Raw genomic sequence first — 20524 nt, 5'->3', positions numbered from 1 at the left:
GTTCTGCGCAGCACCCCCTTTTTATCCTTACAGCAGCCCCTTCACCGCTGCCAGCACGCCGTCGAAGTCGATGGCGTGGGTCACTTCGGGGACGTATTCCACGTAGGTCACCTTGTCGTTTTTGTCCACAACCACCACGCCACGGGCTTCCAGCCGCAGGCCATCCATGAGGAAGCCATAGTTCTTCCCGAAATCAGCGTCCCGGTGATCGGACAGAGTCACCACGTTTTCCACACCGGCGGCACCGCACCACCGGGCCTGGGCAAAGGGCAGGTCCATGGAAACGGTCAGCACCACCACTTCAGGGGACAAGCCGGTCACGTCCTTATTGAACCAGCGGGTCTGGGCATCGCACACCCCGGTATCCAGGGAGGGCACCACGGAGATCACCTTGATCTTCCCTTCATAATCTTTCAGGGTCTTTTCCCCCAGTTTGTTGTCCAGCAGTTTGAAAGCAGGAGCCTGCTGCCCCACTTTCACTTCCGGCCCCACCAGGGCCACAGGATTGCCGGCAAAAGTCACAGTCCGTTTTTCCATTGTATATTCCTCCTCATTTCGTACGGATAAAGTCTTGTTGATAGGTATAGTATAACATTTTAATAATTATTCGTAAATAGGATTTTTGCGCAAAAATAGGGCGGCATTGCACGTTCTGTGCAATATCCCGGTCTCGAGTCTCGAGTCTCGATCCGAACGAAAAATTTGCAGGCAAATTTTAGAATATATAAAATCAGTTTCGACAACGATAAGGGAATCGTTTCTTTATCCAGTACGGTTCTGGTTCTGTACTTTCAATAGAACCTGGCCGCAGGACGGGTTCTTTCCAACGGCCCGAGACTCACGACTCGAGACTTGAGACCACAAAAAGGGGTTGTTGCACGTTACGTGCAACAACCCCTTTACCGCCTTGCGGCTTATCCTCACATCATCCCCGGCATCCCAGCGCCCATGGCAGGAGCAGCTGCGGCGCCCTTTTCAGCCGGTTTGTCGGCTACGACGGCTTCCGTGGTCAGGATCATGGAAGCGATGGAAGCGGCGTTCTGGAGAGCAGAACGGGTCACTTTGCAGGGATCCACGATACCAGCTTTGATCATGTCCACATATTCTTCGGTAGCAGCGTTGAAGCCGGTGCCTTTGGCAGCCTTCTTCACAGCTTCCACGATGACAGCGCCTTCCAGGCCGGCGTTGTTGGCGATTTGCCGTACCGGTGCTTCGATGGCCCGTCTCACAATATCGATACCAGTCTTTTCGTCCCCGTCAGCCTTAGCTTCCAGTTCGTCCAGTACCGGCTGTACCTGCAACAGGGCAGTGCCGCCGCCAGCTACGATACCTTCTGCCACAGCCGCACGGGTGGCGTTCAAGGCATCTTCGATACGCAGTTTCTTATCTTTCAGTTCGGTTTCGGTAGCAGCACCTACTTTGATGACAGCTACGCCGCCGGACAGTTTAGCCAGGCGTTCCTGGAGTTTTTCTTTGTCGAACTGAGAAGTGGTTTCAGGGATCTGGGCCCGGATGGAAGCAATCCGATCAGCCACAGCCTGTTTGTCACCGCCGCCGTCCACGATAGTGGTCAGGTCTTTGGTCACCCGTACCTGGCCGGCAGTACCCAGGTCAGCCAGGGTAGCGCTATCCAGTTTCCGGCCCACTTCTTCACTGATCACGGTAGCGCCGGTCAGAGTGGCGATATCCTGCAGCATGGCCTTCCGGCGATCACCGAAGCCAGGAGCCTTCACAGCCACAGCCTTGAAAGTGCCACGCAGACGGTTCACCACCAGGGTAGCCAGGGCTTCGCCTTCCACGTCTTCCGCGATGATCAACAGTTCACGGCCCTGTTGTACCACTTTTTCCAGCACAGGCATAATGTCATTGATCAGGGTGATCTTCCGGTCCGTAATGAATACGTACGGATTGCTCATGACGGCTTCCATCTTATCCGGATCCGTTACCATGTAGGGGGAGATGTACCCACGGTCGAACTGCATGCCTTTCACAGTTTCCAGGGAAGTATCCATGGTCTTGGATTCTTCTACGGTGATGACGCCGTCGTTGCCGACTTTTTCCATAGCGTCAGCGATCAGGCCGCCGATTTCTTCATCCCCAGCAGAAATGGAAGCAACCTGTGCCTTTTCTTCCTTGGTGCTGACGGTCTTGGCGCTCTTCTGGAGTTCGTCCACCAGGGCATCCGTAGCTTTCTTGATCCCTTTCTTCAGGACCATGGGGTTGGCACCGGCTACCACGTTCTTCATCCCTTCATGAACGATGGACTGAGCCAGGACCGTAGCAGTGGTGGTGCCGTCGCCGGCGATATCGTTGGTCTTGGTGGCTACTTCACGGACCAGGGCAGCGCCCATGTTTTCGAACGGATCTTCCAGTTCGATGTCCTTGGCGATGGTCACACCATCATTGGTGATGGTAGGAGAACCGAATTTCTTTTCCAGGACCACATTGCGGCCTTTGGGCCCCAGAGTTACCTTTACGGCATCAGCCAGGGCATTGACACCGCGTTCCAGGCCGCGGCGAGCGTCTTCATCAAATTTAATCAGTTTAGCCATTCTAATCGACTCCTTAATTCCAGATAATATACGGTGTGGTATTCTCTACCAAAAACGGGACGGAAGAAAGCTTTCAGTCTTCTACAACAGCCAGGATATCGCTGTCTCTCAGGATGATGTAATCTTTCCCATCCAGGGTCACATCACTGCCGGAGTATTTGGCGAACACAACTACATCCCCTGCCTTCACTTCGGAAGGGACCCGGGTGCCGTTATCTAGCAGACGGCCGGTACCTACAGCAACGACCTTCCCCGTCTGGGGTTTGTCCTTATGGGCCGTATCCGGCAGGTAAATCCCGCTGCTGGTCTTTTCTTCTTGCACAATCGGTTCAACTACAACATGGTCATCCAAAGGTTTTAACATTTTACGTATCCCCTTTCATTCTATGAGCAATGGGTTATTTTTGTTTTTATTAGCACTCATTTCACTGGAGTGCTAACTACAGTATCTATAATAGCATGTTTCCAAAAAAAATCAAGCCTTTTGACTATTTTTTGTCAAAAGGCCTGAAAACTTTTTTCTGTAAGGTCCGAATCACCCGGTCATAACTGTCCGGATCATGGGGCCAGAGGCACCGGCTGCAGTCCTTGTTCCCATCTGCCATAGGTGTGAAATCTCCGCCGCAGTCCGGGACCAGGTACAGGGGACAGAAACAGAAGAGGCAGCTGAACCGATCCGGGTCCGCCCCTTTGTGACAGGGAAAGAATTCACACTGCCGGTGGGCAAAGGACTTGTACCGGCTGCTCATGGTTCCCTGAGTTCCTGGTATGCCCGGGCCAAGTTCCCGAATTCTTCCATGGTCAGGGATTCTCCCCTGCGCTTCCCGTCGATACCCGCCGCCTCCAGCAGCTTCTGCACCTGGTCACTGGAGATCCCCAGGGTCTTCAGGCAGTTGTTGAGCATTTTCCGCCGTTGGCAAAAGGCCGCCTTCACCACCTGGAAGAACAGTTTTGCAGGTACGTCCACCGCTGGGTGTTCCCGTTTGTCGCAGACCACCACCATGGAATCCACCTTGGGAGCGGGCATGAAATCCCGGGCGGGCACCGGGATGGCCAGCCGGGGCTGGGAATAATACTGGAGGGCCAGAGAGAGGGGACCGTAGTCCTTCCCCCCCGGGGAAGCAATCATCCGCTCTGCTACTTCCTTCTGGACCATCACCACCAGCCGCTGGAGAGGCAGATCCTCTTCCAAGAGGGCAAAGATGATGGGAGTGGTGATGTAGTAGGGCAGGTTGGCGGCCACGGTGAAGGGCCGGTGTTCCGTCACTTCCCCCAGGTCCACCTTCAGCACGTCCCCAGGGACGATTTCCACATTGTCATACCCTTCCAGGGTCTTGGCCAGCACCGGCAACAAGGTCCGGTCGATCTCCACGCTCTTCACCTGGGCGCCAGTTTCCGCCAGGGCCTGGGTTAGGGTGCCGATCCCCGGGCCAATTTCCAGCACCAGGTCCCCAGACCCCACCTGAGCTTCCCGGGCGATGCCCCGGACCACCTGCTCATTGATGAGGAAATTCTGGCCGAATTTTTTCTTGGCCCGGAGGCCGAACGTATCAAGGATGTACCGGGTCACGTCCCGGCTGGCGATCACTGGATGCAGCATACCTTATTTCCCTTCCCTGTGGATCTCTGCCAGAGCGGCCTGGAATTCCTCCCGGGTCACTCCGTAATTGTTCAGCCGGGTCACCATCTGTTTGGCATTGCCGTAGCCGATGCCCAAAATGGCTCCCAGCCTGTCCCGCCGGGCCACCGCTTCCGGGGACCCGGACAGCCCGGAAACAAATAAGTCCCGAGAGGAAAATTCCTTTCGGGGCTCCATTTCCTGGAAACGGACCTTGGACAGGGCTTTCCGGATGGCCTCGGGCTGGGCCTGTTCGATGCCCACGTCATGATGGGCCAGGGCCTCCGCCTTGGGCACAAAAGCCTGTCCGGCCCGGGGAAAGCGCTCCGTCAAGAACTTGCGGATCCTCTCCCCTGCACCGTCGGGATCGGTCATGATGATGATCCCCCGTTTCCTGTAGGCTGCTTCAATCAGGGCCAGGGTATGGGGCGCCAGGGTGAACCCGCCGGTCTCGATGGTTTCAGCATCCACTGCCTTCTTCACCGCCACGGTATCCATCTTGCCTTCTACTACCAGCACTTCTTTCAGCACGATTTTCTCCTGTCTGTCATTCCAAGAAATAAATGGTCACGTCCCGCCGACCCCAGGAAATGGCATCCCCATAGTCTTCCATATAAAGATCGATAGTATTGCCATTGATGGCGCCACCGCAGTCCGCTGCCACCGCAAAGCCGTAGCCAGGGATATACATCCGGGTCCCGTAGGGGATCACATCCGGATCCACGGCCACCACCCCATGATAGGGGACCACGCCCGTAGAAGTAAGCCCTGTGCCGCTGCCTTCTGCCAGGGTATAGGCGGATGCTTCCACCGTCCTGGCAGAGCGGTAACGGACGAAACCACGGGAGGTTTCGATCATATTCAGGTTGTTCCCCGTACCTACTTCCACGATCTCCGAAACAGGCTCCGTGACGACCTCCGTATGGAGTTCCTGTCTCACAGTCTCACTGCCCACTTTTACTTCCCGGTAGGTGACTTTCTCTACCCCGTTTTGGCCGGCAGAGATCACATTCTGTCTGCCCCGGGGCAGGTTGTCATTGTTCCGCATTTCCACTTCATAGGGGATCTCCCGGGTTTCCGTGGCCAGCTTGTTGGTGGGAGAAATGATATGGATGGTCATATCGGGGGTCACTTCCGTGTCCAGCCCGGGATAGACTTGGAATCCACTGTAATCCACTCCCACAGCATTCAATACGTCTCGCACAGTTTTGCGTCCGATGGTATATTCGGTGGTCCTTCCAGCCTTCCACACCTTCACAGGCATGGCCCGCACCACTTCGATGGTGGCACCGTCACTGAATCTATCATCGCCGAGGACATCATAGCCGTCAGCTTTCTGAAGAACGACACCGGCTTCTTCCAGGGCACCCTGGACCGTCAGGGCTCTGGTTTTCAGGTTGATCGTCTGTCCGTCCACTTTAATGCTTACGGTCTTCGGCTGGGATGCAAAGCCCAGGAAGTTCACGCTGGCAGCCAGCAGCAGAGAAACGACGATCCACTTATAGGGACGCTTAAAAGGTTGTGATTTTCGCAAAGTTTCGCCTCCTTAAAGTGCTTGCATCATACCATAAGGAGGCGTTTCCTGTCAAAAATAAATTAGTACCAGATACTAATTCTAAACATTTTATACGGACAAAATTGTGAAGTTTTTGTAGACTATACACCTGTTTTACGCGGTTTTGACCCGGAAAAACAGCTTTTTCGCATTATTTGTTGAACTTTCCATGATTTTTTCCGGCGTGGTACCCCTAAGTTCCGCCGCCCGTTCCGCCACAATGGCCGTATAGAGAGGATTGTTCCGCTTGCCCCGGTAGGGTACCGGCGCCATATAGGGGGAATCGGTCTCGAAGAGGATCCGGTCTTCTGGCACCTGGGCCAGGATGGCCCGCACCCCCCGGTCGTTCTTGAAGGTACTGGTGCCCCCGAACCCCAGGTACCAGCCCAAGGACAGGGCTTCTTCCGCCATGGCCCAGTCCCCGGAAAAGCAGTGGAGCACCCCCCGGACCCCTTTCCCTTCTTCCCGGATGATCCGGAGCACGTCCTCATGGGACTCCCGGTCGTGGATGATCACCGGCAGGCCGGTCTTCCGAGCCAGGTCAAGCTGGCGGATCAAAAATTCCTGCTGCCGGTCATGGGGCGAGTGTTCATCATTGTAGTAATCCAGGCCGATTTCTCCAATGGCCACCACCCTGGAATCGGCGCACCAGGCTTCGATCTGGTCCAGGTCCTCCAGGCTGCTGTGGCTGATCTCTTCCGGATGGATCCCCACCGCCGCCCACACAAAGGGGTACTGGTGGGCCAGGCTGAGGGCCATTTTTGAGCTGGGAATATCACAGCCGGGATCGATGATCCCGGCCATGGTCTCTCCGATTGCCCGGAGCAGCGCTTCCCTATCAGCGTCGAAATTCTCCACATCCAGATGGGCATGGGTATCGAACAAAGGAAGTCTTTTCATATTATTTCACCTTGCTGCCGGAGGCGATCCCCGGCACTTCCGCCAGTTTCAGGTTCCCTTGCCCGTCGGAGGCGGCCAAGAGCATCCCCTTGGATTCCACCCCCCGGAGCTTGGCCGGCTTCAGGTTAGCGATGACGATCACGTTCTTGCCGGTGAGTTCCTCTTCCTTATAGTAGGGAGCGATGCCGGACACGATAGTGCGGGTCTCATCCCCCACCTGCACCTGGATCTTCAGCAGCTTGTCCGCGTTGGGCATCTTTTCCGCGCTGAGGATGGTGCCCACCCGCAGGTCCAGCTTGCCGAAATCTTCAATGGTGCACTGGTCCGGGGTCACCACGCCGGCGGTTTTTTTGTCAGCTTTCTTTTCCTTTTTGGCCGGTTTGGCTTCCTTTTTGGCTTCTGCCGGCTTGTCTTCCTCTTCTTCCTCGATCCGGGGGAAGATGGGCTGGCCCTTGGCCACTTTGGTGCCGTCGGGGAAATTGCCCCAAGCCACCTCGTTCAGGTCGAACTGTTCCGGTACGATGAGGCCCAGCTGTTCAAAGATCTTGGGAGCGGTGAAGGGCATCATGGAGGAAATCAGGATGGCGATGTTCCGGACCGCATCGGCCAGGTTGTACATCACCGCTTCCAGCCGTTTGGCCTGGGCCGGATCCTTGGCCAGGATCCAGGGAGTAGTTTCGTCGATGTACTTGTTGGCGGCGCCCACATAGGCCCAGATAGCCTTGATCCCATCGTTCAGGGCATATTTGTCCATGGCAGCCCGGTAGTTCTGCAGGGTTTCTGCGGCCAGGCTGCGGAATTTCTCATCGGTTGCATTGTCCACCACCGTCTTGTGGACGATGCCCCCATGGTATTTGTCGATCATGGAAACGGTCCGGTACTGGAGATTCCCCAGGTCGTTGGCCAAATCGGAGTTGAACCGCTTGATCAGGCCCTTCCGAGAGTAATTCCCGTCACTACCCAGGTTGATTTCCCGGAGCAGGAAATAGCGGACGGCGTCAGCCCCGAATTCCTGGATGGGCTGCACCGGATCCACCACATTGCCCTTGGATTTGGACATCTTGTCCCCGTCCACCACCAGCCAGCCGTGGCCGTATACTTCTTTGGGCAGGTCGAAGCCCATGGCCATCAGCATAGCCGGCCAGATGATGGTATGGAACCGGACGATTTCCTTCCCCACCAGGTGCAGGTCCGCCGGCCAGAACCGGTTGAACTTGTCCATATCCTGGCCGAAGCCGATGCCGGTGAAATAGGCCAAAAGGGCATCGAACCACACATACACCACGTGTTTGGGATCAAAAGGCACCTGGATGCCCCAGTCGAAGCTGCTCCGGCTGATGCACAGGTCTTCCAACCCCTGTTTGATGAAGTTGATCATTTCATTCCGGCGGGATACGGGTTGGATGAAATCCGGATGGGTCTCGATGTATTCCAGGATCCGGTCCGCATATTTGGACATCCGGAAGAAATAGCTGCTTTCCTTCATCTTTTCCACAGGACGGCCGCAGTCCGGGCACACGCCCCCGGCTTCCTCCACCTGGTGTTCGGTCCAGAAGGATTCGCAGGGCACGCAGTACAGGCCTTCATAGTCCTTTTTGTAGATGTCCCCCTGTTCCCAGACTTTCTGGAGCAGGGTCTGGACGGTCTTTTCGTGTTCCGGGCTGGAAGTGCGGACGAAGGAGGTATAGCTGACCCCCAGCATCTCCCACAGTTTCTTGAAGTCCGCCACGATCTTGTCGGTGTATTCGATGGGCTTCACCCCGAAGGATTCCGCTTTCCGCTGGATCTTCAGGCCGTGTTCGTCGCTGCCGGTGATGAACTGGACATCAAAGCCGTTGGCCCGTTTGTACCGGGCGATGGTGTCGGCGATGGTGGTGCAGTAGGCATGTCCGATATGCAGGTCGGCGCTGGGATAGTAAATGGGCGTCGTAATATAAAAAGCAGGTTTCGTCATGGTCATTCCCCTTTAACAAAAAATAATTCACTGACTATCTATGATATCACAAAAAAGCCAGAGATGCACGGAAAAAGGGGGTGTTGCACGTTCGGTGCAATACCCCCTTTTTCACCACAACCCCAGCACCTTCTGCAGGGCCAGGCTCACTGCCGTGATCCCGATCCAGCAGCAGCCTCCCAGCAGGATGGGTTTGCCGCCAGTACGGATCAGCTTCACGATATTGCTGTTCAGTCCGATGGCGGCCATAGCCATGACGATCAGGAACTTGCTCAGTGTCTTCAAAGGCGCAAAGACACCGGCGCTCACGCCCATCTGGAGGGCCAGGGTGGTCACCAGGGAAGCCAGGATGAAATACAGCACAAAGACCGGGACGGCTTTCTTCACCTGGAATTTTTGGCCCGCTGCTGTACCTTTCTTTCCATAATACACAGACAGGCCCAAGGTGATGGGGATGATGGCCAAGGTCCGGGTCAGTTTCACCGTCACCGCTTTATCCAGCGTAGCTGTACCCAGGTTCCACATGCTGTCCCAGGTAGCAGCGGCTGCCGTCACGGAAGAAGTATCATTGACCGCCGTCCCAGCAAAGATCCCGAAGCCTTCCCCGCTGACGGTGCTGAACCCCAGGGCCGTCCCCAAGAGGGGAAACAGGATGGCAGCCAGTACGTTGAAGAAAAAGATCACGGAAATGGCCTGGGCCACTTCTTCATCGTCCGCCTGGATGGCCGGAGCAGCCGCTGCGATAGCGGATCCTCCGCAGATGGAAGACCCTACGCCCACCAAAGTGGAAATCTTCGTAGGGATCACCAGGAGACGGTGCAGTACATAGGAAAGCACCAGAGAAGTGGTGATGGTGGAAAGGATGATGGGCAGTGACTGCTTTCCCGTGGCAGCCACTGCGTGGAGGTCCAGTCCGAAGCCCAGGAACACCACCGCAGCCTGGAGCACCACTTTGCTGGTCCACTGGATCCCCGGCCCGGCAGCTCCTTTTTCCTTCCAGAACAGGGTGATGACCATCCCCATCAGGATGGCGATGACGGCACCCCCGATCACCGGGAACAATTTTCCGAAGAACCAGGCCGGCACCGCAATGGCCAGGCAGGCCAGGATTCCTTTTCCTCTTTGATACATGGCAGATTTCCCCTTTCATCATTTGGTCGCTTCCTGTATTATAAAGAAATCGGTCAAAAAGATGAAATTATGGTTTATAATGGAATAATAAAATATCGTTATGGAGGAAATGATGGATACCCAGCTACGTACCTTTCTCTGTGTCTGCCAGACCATGAACTTCACCCAGGCCGCCCGGCAGCTCTTCCTGACCCAGCCAGCCGTCTCCCAGCACATCCATGCCCTGGAAAAACGCTACGGCCTGCCCCTGTTCACCCATCAGGGCAAAACCCTGGCCCTGACCCCCGCCGGAAAGACCCTGGCCGCCTATGCCCGGCTCCTGCAGAATGACGAGACCCTGCTGGCCCGGAAGATGGAAGCTTGTCAGAAAGGGATCCGCCGAGTCACTTTCGGCGTCACCATGACCATCGGAGAATACGGCATCGCCCAGCCGGCAGCCTGTTACCTGAAGGCCCATCCGGATGTGGAACTGACCCTTATTTTCGGGAATACCCAGGATCTGCTCCACCGTCTAGACCAGGGGGAACTGGATTTCGCCCTGATAGAAGGCTATTATCCCCCGGGTTCCTATGACCATCTCCTTTTCCGGCTGGAACCTTTTGTCCCAGTGGCTGCAGCTTCCCACGCTTTCGTCCGGGAACCGGAACTCTGCCGGGATCTTCTGGGAGAACGGCTGCTGGTGCGGGAACCGGGCTCCGGGACCCGGAACATCCTGGAGCGGAACCTGGCTCTCCAGGGTCTTACCCTGGACCAGTTTGCCCACCGGATCCAGATTGGGAACATGCACGCCCTGATCCAGCTGCTGGAAGAAGACTGCGGGATCACCTTCCTGTATCGGATCGCTGTAGAAAAAGAAATCGCAGACGGACGGATCCGCCTGCTTCCTTTGAAAGATTTTTCCATGGTGCATCCCTTCGATTTCATCTGGCCCAAAGACAGCATCTTTGCGCCAGAGTTCCAAGAAATCTGCCGGGAGCTGAAGGGGTGAAAAAGGGCAGCAAAAGCTGGCTTCCTTTGGCCTATGACGTATGACAGGGCTATTGCTCATGCAACAGCCCCTTTATCATTCCCTCACCAATCGATTGTACAATTCCCGTTTAGGTACTTTATACGCCTTGGCCACCTGGGCCAGGGCTTCTTTTTTGTCCATACCCTCTTCCAGCAGGGCTTTCACCGCATCCAGGGGATCCCCTTGGGGCTCCTGTTTTTCCACTTTTCCCTGTTCCACCACCAGGACGAATTCCCCCCGGGGCATTTTTTCCAGCAGGTGCTGCCGGCAGGTGGAAATGGTCCCTCGGAAGAATTCTTCATGGAGCTTGGTCAGCTCCCGGCCCAGGGTCATCTTCCGATCCCCCCACACTTCTTCCATGTCCTGGAGCACGTCCAGGATCCGATGGGGCGCTTCGTAGAGGACCAGTGTGGCCGGGATGTCCTTCCATTCTTCCAGTTTTTCCTTCCGGTTCTTCCGGCTCTTGGGCAGGAAGGCTCCAAAGAAGAAGGGCGTGCTGGGAAGGCCCGAAGCCACCAGGGCTGTGAGACAGGCATTGGCCCCTGGTACCGGCACCACCGGGAAACCGGCGGCGATGGCCTGTTGGGCGATCAATTCCCCTGGGTCCGAGATCCCCGGAAATCCCGCATCCGTCACAAGGGCGATGTTTTTCCCTGCGGCCAGGGCCTCCAGCAGCACCGGTCCCTGTTTTTCCTTATTGTGTTCATGGTAGCTGAGCAGCTGGCCGTGGATCCCGAAATGGGTCAGCAGCTGCCGGGTGTGCCGGGTATCTTCGGCCGCGATCAGGTCCGCTTCCTGGAGCACCCGCACCGCCCGGGGCGTCATATCTTCCAGGTTCCCGATAGGCGTAGCGCACAGATACAGGGTCCCTTTTTCATTTTCCATGGGCTGTATCCCCTTTCAACGCATAATATTTCAATGTCTGCCGGCTGAAGGAGCCGTCTTTTTCGTACATACACAGAGGCGGCAGCACCTCCAGTCCCGGCTTCCCTCCTTTGACGAATTCCGCCAGGAAGATCCAGGCCGGCCGGTCCACATAGGCGTGGACCCATTGGAGCCGTTTCAGTTCCAGATGGTATTGGAGCCCCAGTTTCACCGCATCGGTGAACCGCTCCGGCAGCTGGACCAGAGCGAACCGGCCCCGGGTCTTCAGGGCAAAAGAGGCGGCAGCAAAGAAATCTTCCAAGGAGGTCCCCACTTCATGGCAGGCTGCCTGTCCGATCTGCCGTTTCCTTCCTCCGATCCGATAGGGCGGATTGGCAGCTACCAAATCCATGGCATCACAGGGCAGTGCCTGTCGATAGTCCCGCAGGTCTGCCACACGGGCTTCCACCCGTCCTTCCAATCCATTGTCCCGGATGCTCCGCCGGAACAGGTCCACCACATGGGGGTTGATATCCACTCCCAGGACCTGTTCCGCCCCCCTGTTGGCCAAAAGAAGGCTCACTGCCCCGGTCCCACAGCCCAGTTCCAGTACGCAGGCCTTCCGTACCAAATGGGGGAAAGCGGCCAGGAACACCGCATCTGTGGTGAAACAGAATTCCCGGGAATCCTGCCAGATCTTCGTGACCCCATCCGGCAGGCAATCCAGCCGTTCCGTTCCTTCCATTATTTCTCCGTCCGGGCGGATTCCACGATTTCATCCCAGGAAACCACCACCCGGTTCCCAGGGGACAATTCCACAGTCACCGTCTGTTCCCGCCGGCTGATGTTCATAACCATCCCTTCTCCGCTGGGAGTCACCACTTTCATGCCAGGACGGGGCACCAAGTTCTGTTCCTTTTTCTTTTCCCGTTTCTTGCAGCATTTGCCGCAATACAGGTCGCTTTCGTATTTCAGGCAGCACAGGAGCCGTCCGCAGATCCCCGAAATCTTGGTGGGATTCAGGGACAGGTTCTGTTCCTTGGCCATTTTGATGGAAACCGGCTCGAAATCCCCCAGGAAAGTGGCACAGCACAGGGGCCGTCCACAGCACCCGATGCCCCCCAGCATCTTGGCTTCATCCCGCACCCCGATCTGCCGCAGTTCGATCCGGGTACGGAAGACAGCTGCCAGGTCCTTCACCAGTTCCCGGAAATCGATCCGTCCGTCCGCCGTGAAGTAGAAGATGATCTTTCCTACATCAAAGGTATATTCCACATTCACCAGATGCATATCCAGCTTCCGGGCGGCGATTTTCTTTTCGCAGATGGCAAAAGCCTCTTTTTCCTTCCGGTGGTTCTCTTCCACCTTCCGGGCATCGGCCTCCGTGGCCTTGCGGATCACGGTCTTCAGGGGGGAGACGATTTTCCCCTCCTCCACTTCCTGCCGGGGGATCACCACTTCCCCGTATTCGATGCCCCGGGCCGTTTCCACGATGGCATGGTCGCCCTTAGCCAAATCGTACTCCCCGGGAGAGAAATAATAGATTTTTCCAGCTCGCTTGAACCGGATTCCAACGATGGTAACCAATTTCATATCTCCTTATCCAGTTGATGGATTCCCAAAAATAAAGCTTCTATCGCCATCCGGCAGACCACAAAAGAATAGATGGCCCGCCGGCATTTTTCTGTTTCTTCCATAGCCTGCCGGAGCTTTTTTTCCGTCCAGTCGGCGAAGCAGAGACCCAGCCGGGACCGCAGGTCTTCATTGTACAGAGGCTGGGGCAGCCGTTTCTGGAGGATCAGCCCATCCCGCAGCAGCAGGAAGAGCAGTTCCATCATCACCAGGCCTTCCTGCCGTTGATTCCGGTTGAGCCAGGGCAGCCCGGCGGTATAGACCAGGAAATCATCCCGGCCGGAATTTTCCAAAAGGTCCAGGATTTCTTCCCGCAACTCCAGGGCATCCAGCCGGAACCAAGCCAGGGCTTTCCCCGCCGACCCGCCTGCCAGATGGGCCAGCACCGGCAGTTCCCGCCGCCATTTAGCTTCCACCTGGGAAAGATCCACTTCGGTCAGGCTTTCCGGCCGATCCTTTTCCCCCAACTGGATGGAGGCCAGCACCTGTTCCGTTTCCCTCTCAGTCAGGGGATCGAACCGCAGGCCGATGACTCGGGACCGGATGGTGGGCAGCAGCTGTTCGGCCTGATCGGCCACCAGGAGGAACAACCAGTAATCCGGAGGTTCCTCCAGGAGCTTTAGCAGGCTGTTCTGGGCTTCTTCCCGGAGGGTGTGAGCCTCGTCGATGAGACAGACCTTATAGGGGGACAGCACCGGCCCGAAAGCGGCTTTGGCAATCAGTTCGTGGATGGCGTCCACCCCGATGGTCCGGCTTTTCCCGCCAGGTCTCACTTCGATAAAATCCGGATGGCTGTCATTTTCCATAGCCCGGCAGCTCCGGCAGGCACAGGGCACCAGGGGATTTTCCAGGCACAGGAAGCTCTGGGCAAAGGCCCGGGCCATTTTCTGTTTCCCGATCCCCTCCGGTCCATAAAAGAGCAGGGAGGGCGTCTTCCGCGGGCCAGTCAGCATATTCCGCAAAAAGACCTTCTCCCCCTTATGTCCGATGATGGTTTCCCACATTTCCCGTCCTCCTGCTGTCCTGCTTCCAATTTACATCCATTTTTCCAGTTTCTTGATGATCTCTTCCGTGACCACTTCCGGTTCCTGGAGGGCATCCACCACCAGGATCCGTTCCGGTTCCGCCTGGGCCAACTGCAGGTATCCCGCCCGGACCCGGTCCTGGAAGGTCAGTCCCTGGAGTTCGAATTTGTCAACGATGCCCCGTTCGTTCCGCCGTTTCACCAGTTCCCGGGGATCTCCGTCTAACAGCAGGGTCACTGCAGGACGCAGGCCCCGGGTGGCAAAATCGTTGAGTTTCCGCAGTTGGTCCAGGTCCATATCCCGGAGGATGCCCTGATAGACCAAGGTGGAATCGCTGAACCGGTCGCAGAGGACCACTTTCCCTGCCTCCAGGGCCGGGCGGATCACCTGGCTCACATGGTCGGCCCGGGCTGCCAGCTGCAGCAGGCTCTCAGTTTCCGGGGACAGATGCAGCCCCGGATCCAGCACCAGTTCCCGGATGCTCTCCGCAGTCGCCGTCCCCCCCGGTTCCCGGGTGATCAGCACCTCCCGGCCATAGAGCCGGAACCAGCGGGCCAGCTGCTGGGTCTGGGTGGTCTTGCCGCCCCCATCCGGCCCTTCCAGGGTGATGAATAAACCTTCTTTTTCCTTCATATCAGTACCTCGATCTGCTGGAGCGTGCTGTCCTGGGGACCGCTGACCAGCAGTTTCTTTCTCTGCATTTCCCGGCAGTACCGGATCAGTCCTTCCGTGAGCCGCTCTCCCGGCATCACAAGAGGGATTCCCGGAGGGTAGAAGCTGATGGTTTCCCCGCAGATTTTCCCGGCTGCGGTTTCGAAAACAGCTGGCCGGTGTCTGGCGAAGAACGCCTCCCGCGGGGACAGCACCCTTTCCGGCAGCTCCGCCAGGGGAGGCACCGGACCCAAGACCCGTCCGGGCCTGCGGATGGATTCCAGCACCTGGCAAAGTATCTCTCCCACTTTTTCCAGTTCCGGTCCTTCATCCGCGTAAGTCACCAGCAGGAGCACATGGTCCTCATCCACCAGTTCCACGGAGATTCCCGCCTGCCGCAGGGCAGCGGCGGCTTCCGGTCCGGTAACGCCCAGGGAACTCACCTGGAGGGTGATTTTTCCTGGGTCCAGGGCCGTCACACCGCCCTTGCCCACCAGTTCCTGTTCCAGGACGGGCAGCCCCGGCACCTGATGGAGGGCCCGGCGCAGGGTCCCTGCAGCCCGCAGGGAGGCTTCCGCCATGGCTTTGCCCCGCTCTGCCAGCTGAGCCTGGGCCGCATCCAGGGCCCCCATCAAAAGGTAATTGGGACTGGTGGTGGTCACCAGGCTCATGGCCGCTTCCATGGCTTCCGGACAGATCCGGCCATAGCGCACCTGGAGCAGGCTGCACTGGGTCATGGCACCCAGGATCTTGTGGGTACTCTGGGCTGCCGCATCGGCTCCGGAAGCCATGGCACTGGGCGGCAGCCGGTCCGAAAACCCCAGGTGGGGGCCGTGGGCCTCATCCACCAGCAACAGGGCCCCGTGGGCATGGGCGATTTCTGCGATCTTCCGGGTATCCGCCACCAGCCCGAAATAGTTGGGGGTAGTCAGGAATACAGCCCGGATCTCCGGATCTTTGTCCAGGGCCTGTGCCACCTGTTCCGGACTCATCTGCAAAGTCAGGCGCCAATGGGGATCGTATGCCGGCTGCACGTACACCGGATCCAATCCCCCCAGGATCAGCCCTCCCAGGACGCTCCGGTGGCTGTTCCGAGGCACCAGGATCTTCTCTCCCGGGCGCAGAGCCCCCAGCAGCATGCCGTGGATCACGCCCGTGGTCCCGTTGACTCCCAAGAAACAGCGGTCCGCCCCGTAAAGCCGGGCTGCCAGCTCTTCCGTTTCCCGGATGCAGCCCTCCGGATGGTGGATATCGTCCAGTTCGGCCATGAGAGACACATCGCTCTCCAAAGCCACATCCCCCACCAGATGGCGCAGGGCCGGATCCGCCCCCCGGCCTCCTTTATGGCCAGGGGTATGCAGGGGATAGATATGGCAGCGGCGGTACGTTTCTACCGCCGTCAGTAAAGGTCGTTTTGCAGTCACTTCAGTTCCTCCTTAGTAACATCTTATTGTACCATACGGATAGGGGGTGTGGAAAGAGACGAAGCCCCTATCCCACCCGGTCTCTCGGAAGCAGGGACCGGCTGGATCAGGTGTACCGGGGCCGATCCAGCAAATTTTACTGAATTTTAACAGGTTCTTTGCAAAGGGATATTGTATTTTGAGGAGCGCCGGGGCATAATTGGGACATAGGATCTTAATCTGGCAACAAGGAGGAATCGTATGCGTGATTTGAATATTATCCGTGCGAAAAAAGGGTTCATCAGTGATATGGATGGCGTCATCTACCATGGCAGCACCCTGCTGCCCGGAGTGAAGGAGTTCGTAGCCTGGCTCCAGAAAGAAAAGAAACAGTTCCTGTTCCTGACCAACTCCAGCGAACGCTCTCCCCTGGAACTGCGGAAGAAGCTCCAGGCCATGGGGCTGGATATCGAAGAGAACCATTTCTATACCAGCGCCCTGGCTACGGCCCATTTTCTGAAGACCCAGGCGCCCGGCTGTTCGGCCTATATCATCGGGGCCCATGGGCTGATGAACGCCCTGTATGATGCTGGAATCACCTACAATGATGTGAATCCGGAATACGTTGTAGTCGGGGAAACCACGGGCTACAATTATGAAATGATCATCAAAGCCACGGAGCTGATCCACAAAGGGGCCAAACTCATCGGCACCAACAGCGACATGACCGGCCCCAGCGACCGGGGGATCATTCCTGCCTGCCGAGCCCTGATCGCCCCCATCGAGCTGGCCACCGGAAAAAAAGCCTACTTCATCGGCAAGCCCAATCCCCTGATGATGCGGACCGGCCTGAAGCGGCTGGGCGTCCATTCGGAAGACGCAGTGATGATCGGGGACCGGATGGATACGGACGTGATCGGCGGGGTGGAATCCGGCATGGAAACCGTACTAGTGCTCACCGGTGTCTCCAACCGAGAAAACATCAAACGTTTCTCCTATCAGCCCCATTACATCCTGAACGGGATCGGAGATCTGGTGCCGGAAAAATAAGGGGGTTGTTGCACGCGTGAAACCCACACACGTGCAACAACCCTTTTCTTTACACAAAAAAACCTGCCCCCAGGCAGGTTTTGTTTTTGAATGGCGGAGTGGGAGAGATTCGAACTCTCGAAAGTAAAAACCTACCCACTAGTACAGAACACTAAGTAAGAAAAAGTGTAGAGTAGAAGCCACTTTTTAGCCCTTTTAAAGTACATACAGTAGCAATTAGACACTACTTGTATCCCAGAATCTTCCTAACTCTTCTATGAGGACAGCATAGCATAATTAGAGCTCCTATTGCAAGACCCATTTTTGTGTAGAAATTTTTGTGAGCCCTATTGAGTCTGCTTGAATTTCCTTCATTCCCCCTCTAGTCCCTTCTCTATATAGTGAATCATATCGTTTTACTATTTCTTTATGAAGAGCTACAGGGAACACCAGAAAGAAGCCTATCAAGGTGGATAAAAAAAGAAGAGGGAACTAATCTAATGGCTCCCTCCTCTATTGTATTGGTTTCTATTTGGTTCTATCTTCCTTCATACTCTTTTACTCTTCTATACCATGTATTCGGTTTCATCCCTGCTTTGGTCATTGCCTGAACTGCTGTCATATTCCCTGCTTTCCATTCCTTATAGGCCTCTTTAAATGTATCATCAATAAGCACCTTTGGTCTGCCATAGGGCCTATGTTCTGCAAGACAAAGGTCAATTCCTTCTCTCTGTCTCTGTCTTATGGTCTCCCTTTCCAGTTCAGACAGAGAAGCAAATATGTGAAGAATAAACCTTCCCTGTGGTGTGGTGGTATCAATCTGTTCCTTAAGGCTGATAAGGTTTACCTTTTTCTTTGTGAGTTCGTCCACAATGTTAAGAAAGTCTAAAGTATTTCTTGCCAGTCTGCTGATACTTTCGAGATATACTGTATCTCCCTCTCTCACATATTCCATCATTGCTTTTAACTGTGGTCTTTGTCTGTCCTTCCCACTTATCTTCTCTTCATAGGTCTTATCAATCTTGATTCCTTTGTCAGTAAAGCAGGCGTGTTGTCTCCCTGTGTTTTGGTCTTTGGTGGATACTCTGATATAACACACATTAGCCATTGTCTTTCACTCCCTTTGTTTTCATTTCTTGTGATGATTTAATTCTAATTCGTATATTTCAAAATGTCAATCTTATTTTTGATATATTTCAATACTCTTTATATAACTTTTAGACACGTAAAAACACCTCTAAATTCTCTCTGTCTAAAAGTAAACTTTTGAAACATTAATTTAATTGGCACACTATATAGAGATATACCATAAGGTATACCTACAGACAATCTTAAGCAAACAGCCAAAGAAAACAATGAAAAGGAAGGAGACAAAGAATCATGAACACCACAAACACCGACAATGAGAAGTACAGCACTATCAAGAAGATTAACAGAGGTAGAATAGTCACACCTGTAGGAAAAGCCTATTGGGCCTATCTGGATAAGCCAGAGGAATTTAATGGACAGCCCACAAACAACTATTCTATTCAGGTAGAGTTTACCAAAGAAGGGACTCAGGCTCTAAAAAGTGAATTATTGAGAGTCCTTGAAGAAGCTAAACAGGCTCCTAAGTTCTCAGGGAAACCATGGAAAAAAGAACCCAATATTTCTTTGAAAGAAGGCAAAGATAATTCTGTACGGTTTAAATTTGCTTCTAAGGTATCTTATATAGACCATACAACTCATGAGGAAAAGCCCATTAATATTCAATTGTTCAACTCAAAGGGAGATAGATTAAAGCCCTCTGATACTCCTATTCCTGTAGGTAGTAAAGTCCGAATTTGCTTTAAGCCTGTCCCCTATCATATCAACAGGAATAACAATGGGATTAGATTACAGCTTGAAGCATTATTGTTACTAGAGGAGACAACAAATGAAGATACTAATTATCCTTCTGCTTCTTCTTATGGTCTGACTGATTAACTCTGACAACTGAATATAGTAAGTAGTTTGTTTCTCTCCTTTTTAAATTTCTTTAGGAGTGTCTCTCATTAGCTCCCTATTTATGTATCTCTAATAGATAGTCCTAAGGAAATCTCATCAGGAGTTATTTTTTTAATTAGGAGAAAACACAATGGATAATAAAATAATAACAATCAGAGTTGTGGATGCACCCACAGGAGAGGGAAAGACTACAGCCCTAATAAACCACCTAGAGACTGCCTATAACAACCCCTTTACAGCACCCCTAGAGGGGGGAAAGAGATTTATTGTTATGGTTCCTTTAGTGACTGAATGTGAAAGAATCTATAATGCTCTGAAAGAGGGCGGTATAGATGTCTATATGGCACCTATTGAAGGACGGAAAAATAGAGATACCCTTGATGCTATTGAAAGAGGAGAAAATATTATCACTACTCATAGATTCTATGAAATGGAAACCAATGAACTATTTAAGACACTGAAGGAATCTTCTACTAAAGGGAAATACTCCTATAGTCTTTTCATTGATGAAGAACCCGCTATAGAGATAGATATAAAAGATTCTCCTTTAGAGAAATTACCTTCTTTAACCCCTTCTGACATTGAGGAAATGAAGGGACGAAATATTATTGCTATAGATTCTGACAGTAATAGAATTCATTGGACAGCTCCTGAAGATTTATCGGTTATCTATAGGCACTATAGGGAATTTTTCACTGGTTATACTGTTTACCTTTCAAAAGAAGCCTATCAGGGTGGAAAAGAAAACCCCTTTATAATTCTCATGAATCCTGAACTATGGTCTATGTTTGAGTCCGTTACGGTATTGAGTTATAGAGTCCGTTACTCCCTCTTTCATGCCTACTGTGAGCTCTTTCAGTTCCCTATAGAGTATTATCATATTGATAGAAACCCTATTATTAATGATTCCCCCTTTAAAAGGGGCTACATAGACAAGAAGCCCAAAGGATATAAACGCTTGAATATCTGTAAGGAGCATTTATTGGAGACCTCTGATAGAGAGTATAAAGAGATTCCTTCTAAGGGGCTATCCTATAGTTGGTATACCAATAAGGCCAAACCAAAACAGCTTAAGAAAATAAAGTCCTTGGTGCTAGCATATAAATAGGACAAGTCAAACTGAGGTTTTCCATAAAGTGATACAATAAAAGTATATATAGGGGGCCTTAGTATGACGAAGTTCGACAAACAATTCAAAATGGATGCTGTCCAATA

The 20524-nt window shown here is 54.0% G+C and carries 21 protein-coding genes; 4 read left to right on the top strand and 17 right to left on the bottom strand.

Features of this window, described 5'->3' with window-relative positions; translation table 11 throughout:
- Window positions 1-27: 27 nt before the first annotated feature.
- The 10 genes from tpx to ACTUHY_RS08560 form a co-directional block, all read right to left on the bottom strand.
- Window positions 28-537 carry a thiol peroxidase gene (gene tpx, locus ACTUHY_RS08605; protein WP_442827410.1) on the bottom strand — a complete coding sequence of 170 codons (510 nt, stop codon included), beginning with the start codon at window positions 535-537 and terminating at the stop codon, window positions 28-30.
- A gap of 383 nt (window positions 538-920) precedes the next feature.
- On the bottom strand, window positions 921-2552 hold the full coding sequence (groL, locus tag ACTUHY_RS08600) for a chaperonin GroEL (RefSeq protein ID WP_278675583.1): 1632 nt from the start codon (window positions 2550-2552) through the stop codon (window positions 921-923).
- Between the two features lie 73 nt (window positions 2553-2625).
- Entirely contained in the window at window positions 2626-2916 is a 291-nt protein-coding gene (groES, locus tag ACTUHY_RS08595) for a co-chaperone GroES (RefSeq protein WP_278675581.1), read from the bottom strand.
- A 124-nt stretch (window positions 2917-3040) separates the two neighbouring features.
- Entirely contained in the window at window positions 3041-3301 is a 261-nt protein-coding gene (locus ACTUHY_RS08590; protein ID WP_442827409.1) for a cysteine-rich small domain-containing protein, read from the bottom strand.
- A complete protein-coding gene (gene rsmA, locus ACTUHY_RS08585) occupies window positions 3298-4152 on the bottom strand; it encodes a 16S rRNA (adenine(1518)-N(6)/adenine(1519)-N(6))-dimethyltransferase RsmA (RefSeq protein ID WP_442827408.1) in 855 nt (284 codons plus the stop codon). The genes ACTUHY_RS08590 and rsmA overlap by 4 nt, the downstream gene beginning before the upstream one ends.
- Window positions 4153-4155: 3 nt before the next feature.
- Window positions 4156-4701, bottom strand: a complete 546-nt coding sequence (gene rnmV, locus ACTUHY_RS08580; protein ID WP_442827407.1) for a ribonuclease M5 — start codon at window positions 4699-4701, stop codon at window positions 4156-4158.
- A 16-nt stretch (window positions 4702-4717) separates the two neighbouring features.
- Window positions 4718-5704: a 3D domain-containing protein gene (locus ACTUHY_RS08575; protein ID WP_442827406.1), complete on the bottom strand. Its 987-nt coding sequence runs from the start codon at window positions 5702-5704 to the stop codon at window positions 4718-4720.
- 135 nt (window positions 5705-5839) lie between these two features.
- Window positions 5840-6625 carry a TatD family hydrolase gene (locus ACTUHY_RS08570; protein ID WP_442827405.1) on the bottom strand — a complete coding sequence of 262 codons (786 nt, stop codon included), beginning with the start codon at window positions 6623-6625 and terminating at the stop codon, window positions 5840-5842.
- A 1-nt stretch (window position 6626) separates the two neighbouring features.
- The gene (gene metG / locus ACTUHY_RS08565; RefSeq protein ID WP_442827404.1) at window positions 6627-8579 is read right to left on the bottom strand and encodes a methionine--tRNA ligase; all 1953 of its coding nucleotides are present in this window, start codon (window positions 8577-8579) and stop codon (window positions 6627-6629) included.
- Between the two features lie 111 nt (window positions 8580-8690).
- The gene (locus tag ACTUHY_RS08560) at window positions 8691-9710 is read right to left on the bottom strand and encodes a YeiH family protein (protein ID WP_442827403.1); all 1020 of its coding nucleotides are present in this window, start codon (window positions 9708-9710) and stop codon (window positions 8691-8693) included.
- 112 nt (window positions 9711-9822) lie between these two features.
- Here ACTUHY_RS08560 and ACTUHY_RS08555 point away from each other — a divergent pair, with 112 nt between their 5' ends.
- Window positions 9823-10698: a LysR substrate-binding domain-containing protein gene (locus ACTUHY_RS08555; RefSeq protein ID WP_442827402.1), complete on the top strand. Its 876-nt coding sequence runs from the start codon at window positions 9823-9825 to the stop codon at window positions 10696-10698.
- Between the two features lie 75 nt (window positions 10699-10773).
- Here the strand turns inward: ACTUHY_RS08555 and rsmI are convergent, their stop codons facing one another.
- Genes rsmI through ACTUHY_RS08525 form a run of 6 tightly spaced genes read right to left on the bottom strand, consistent with a single transcriptional unit; the run spans window position 10774 to window position 16315 of the window.
- Window positions 10774-11604, bottom strand: coding sequence for a 16S rRNA (cytidine(1402)-2'-O)-methyltransferase (rsmI, locus tag ACTUHY_RS08550; protein ID WP_442827401.1), 831 nt, complete (start codon window positions 11602-11604; stop codon window positions 10774-10776).
- Entirely contained in the window at window positions 11594-12328 is a 735-nt protein-coding gene (locus ACTUHY_RS08545; RefSeq protein ID WP_442827400.1) for a tRNA1(Val) (adenine(37)-N6)-methyltransferase, read from the bottom strand. Before ACTUHY_RS08545 ends, rsmI begins: the two co-directional genes overlap by 11 nt.
- Complete coding sequence (locus ACTUHY_RS08540) at window positions 12328-13170, bottom strand: PSP1 domain-containing protein (protein ID WP_347567798.1); 843 nt, start codon at window positions 13168-13170, stop codon at window positions 12328-12330. The genes ACTUHY_RS08545 and ACTUHY_RS08540 overlap by 1 nt, the downstream gene beginning before the upstream one ends.
- A 2-nt stretch (window positions 13171-13172) precedes the next feature.
- Window positions 13173-14219: a DNA polymerase III subunit gene (locus ACTUHY_RS08535; RefSeq protein WP_442827399.1), complete on the bottom strand. Its 1047-nt coding sequence runs from the start codon at window positions 14217-14219 to the stop codon at window positions 13173-13175.
- A 30-nt stretch (window positions 14220-14249) separates the two neighbouring features.
- A complete protein-coding gene (gene tmk, locus ACTUHY_RS08530; RefSeq protein ID WP_442827398.1) occupies window positions 14250-14873 on the bottom strand; it encodes a dTMP kinase in 624 nt (207 codons plus the stop codon).
- Window positions 14870-16315: an aminotransferase class I/II-fold pyridoxal phosphate-dependent enzyme gene (locus ACTUHY_RS08525; protein WP_442827397.1), complete on the bottom strand. Its 1446-nt coding sequence runs from the start codon at window positions 16313-16315 to the stop codon at window positions 14870-14872. Before ACTUHY_RS08525 ends, tmk begins: the two co-directional genes overlap by 4 nt.
- A gap of 240 nt (window positions 16316-16555) precedes the next feature.
- Here ACTUHY_RS08525 and ACTUHY_RS08520 point away from each other — a divergent pair, with 240 nt between their 5' ends.
- Window positions 16556-17344 carry an HAD-IIA family hydrolase gene (locus ACTUHY_RS08520; protein WP_442827396.1) on the top strand — a complete coding sequence of 263 codons (789 nt, stop codon included), beginning with the start codon at window positions 16556-16558 and terminating at the stop codon, window positions 17342-17344.
- 517 nt (window positions 17345-17861) lie between these two features.
- Here the strand turns inward: ACTUHY_RS08520 and ACTUHY_RS08515 are convergent.
- Window positions 17862-18431, bottom strand: a complete 570-nt coding sequence (locus tag ACTUHY_RS08515) for a recombinase family protein (protein ID WP_442827395.1) — start codon at window positions 18429-18431, stop codon at window positions 17862-17864.
- Window positions 18432-18703: 272 nt separating this feature from the next.
- On the opposite strand from ACTUHY_RS08515, the gene ACTUHY_RS08510 reads away from it, so the two are divergent.
- Together ACTUHY_RS08510 and ACTUHY_RS08505 are read left to right on the top strand one after the other, a co-directional pair.
- Entirely contained in the window at window positions 18704-19288 is a 585-nt protein-coding gene (locus tag ACTUHY_RS08510; RefSeq protein ID WP_442827394.1) for a hypothetical protein, read from the top strand.
- A 151-nt stretch (window positions 19289-19439) separates the two neighbouring features.
- Window positions 19440-20417 carry a DEAD/DEAH box helicase gene (locus tag ACTUHY_RS08505; RefSeq protein WP_442827393.1) on the top strand — a complete coding sequence of 326 codons (978 nt, stop codon included), beginning with the start codon at window positions 19440-19442 and terminating at the stop codon, window positions 20415-20417.
- Window positions 20418-20524 lie beyond the last annotated feature (107 nt).

This window comes from Acidaminococcus nyctereutis, assembly GCF_052216985.1.
GTDB classification, from domain to species: Bacteria; Bacillota; Negativicutes; order Acidaminococcales; family Acidaminococcaceae; genus Acidaminococcus; species Acidaminococcus fermentans_A.
This window is presented reverse-complemented; position numbering and strand designations above follow the sequence as displayed.

Excerpts from the sequence above, each read along its gene's own strand:
- tpx (WP_442827410.1), bottom strand. The coding sequence starts at position 537 with ATGGAAAAACGGACTGTGACTTTTGCCGGCAATCCTGTGGCCCTGGTG.
- groL (WP_278675583.1), bottom strand. The coding sequence starts at position 2,552 with ATGGCTAAACTGATTAAATTTGATGAAGACGCTCGCCGCGGCCTGGAA.
- groES (WP_278675581.1), bottom strand. The coding sequence starts at position 2,916 with ATGTTAAAACCTTTGGATGACCATGTTGTAGTTGAACCGATTGTGCAA.
- ACTUHY_RS08590 (WP_442827409.1), bottom strand. The coding sequence starts at position 3,301 with ATGAGCAGCCGGTACAAGTCCTTTGCCCACCGGCAGTGTGAATTCTTT.
- rsmA (WP_442827408.1), bottom strand. The coding sequence starts at position 4,152 with ATGCTGCATCCAGTGATCGCCAGCCGGGACGTGACCCGGTACATCCTT.
- ACTUHY_RS08570 (WP_442827405.1), bottom strand. The coding sequence starts at position 6,625 with ATGAAAAGACTTCCTTTGTTCGATACCCATGCCCATCTGGATGTGGAG.
- metG (WP_442827404.1), bottom strand. The coding sequence starts at position 8,579 with ATGACGAAACCTGCTTTTTATATTACGACGCCCATTTACTATCCCAGC.
- ACTUHY_RS08560 (WP_442827403.1), bottom strand. The coding sequence starts at position 9,710 with ATGTATCAAAGAGGAAAAGGAATCCTGGCCTGCCTGGCCATTGCGGTG.
- ACTUHY_RS08555 (WP_442827402.1), top strand. The coding sequence starts at position 9,823 with ATGGATACCCAGCTACGTACCTTTCTCTGTGTCTGCCAGACCATGAAC.
- rsmI (WP_442827401.1), bottom strand. The coding sequence starts at position 11,604 with ATGGAAAATGAAAAAGGGACCCTGTATCTGTGCGCTACGCCTATCGGG.
- ACTUHY_RS08545 (WP_442827400.1), bottom strand. The coding sequence starts at position 12,328 with ATGGAAGGAACGGAACGGCTGGATTGCCTGCCGGATGGGGTCACGAAG.
- ACTUHY_RS08535 (WP_442827399.1), bottom strand. The coding sequence starts at position 14,219 with ATGTGGGAAACCATCATCGGACATAAGGGGGAGAAGGTCTTTTTGCGG.
- tmk (WP_442827398.1), bottom strand. The coding sequence starts at position 14,873 with ATGAAGGAAAAAGAAGGTTTATTCATCACCCTGGAAGGGCCGGATGGG.
- ACTUHY_RS08520 (WP_442827396.1), top strand. The coding sequence starts at position 16,556 with ATGCGTGATTTGAATATTATCCGTGCGAAAAAAGGGTTCATCAGTGAT.
- ACTUHY_RS08515 (WP_442827395.1), bottom strand. The coding sequence starts at position 18,431 with ATGGCTAATGTGTGTTATATCAGAGTATCCACCAAAGACCAAAACACA.
- ACTUHY_RS08510 (WP_442827394.1), top strand. The coding sequence starts at position 18,704 with ATGAACACCACAAACACCGACAATGAGAAGTACAGCACTATCAAGAAG.
- ACTUHY_RS08505 (WP_442827393.1), top strand. The coding sequence starts at position 19,440 with ATGGATAATAAAATAATAACAATCAGAGTTGTGGATGCACCCACAGGA.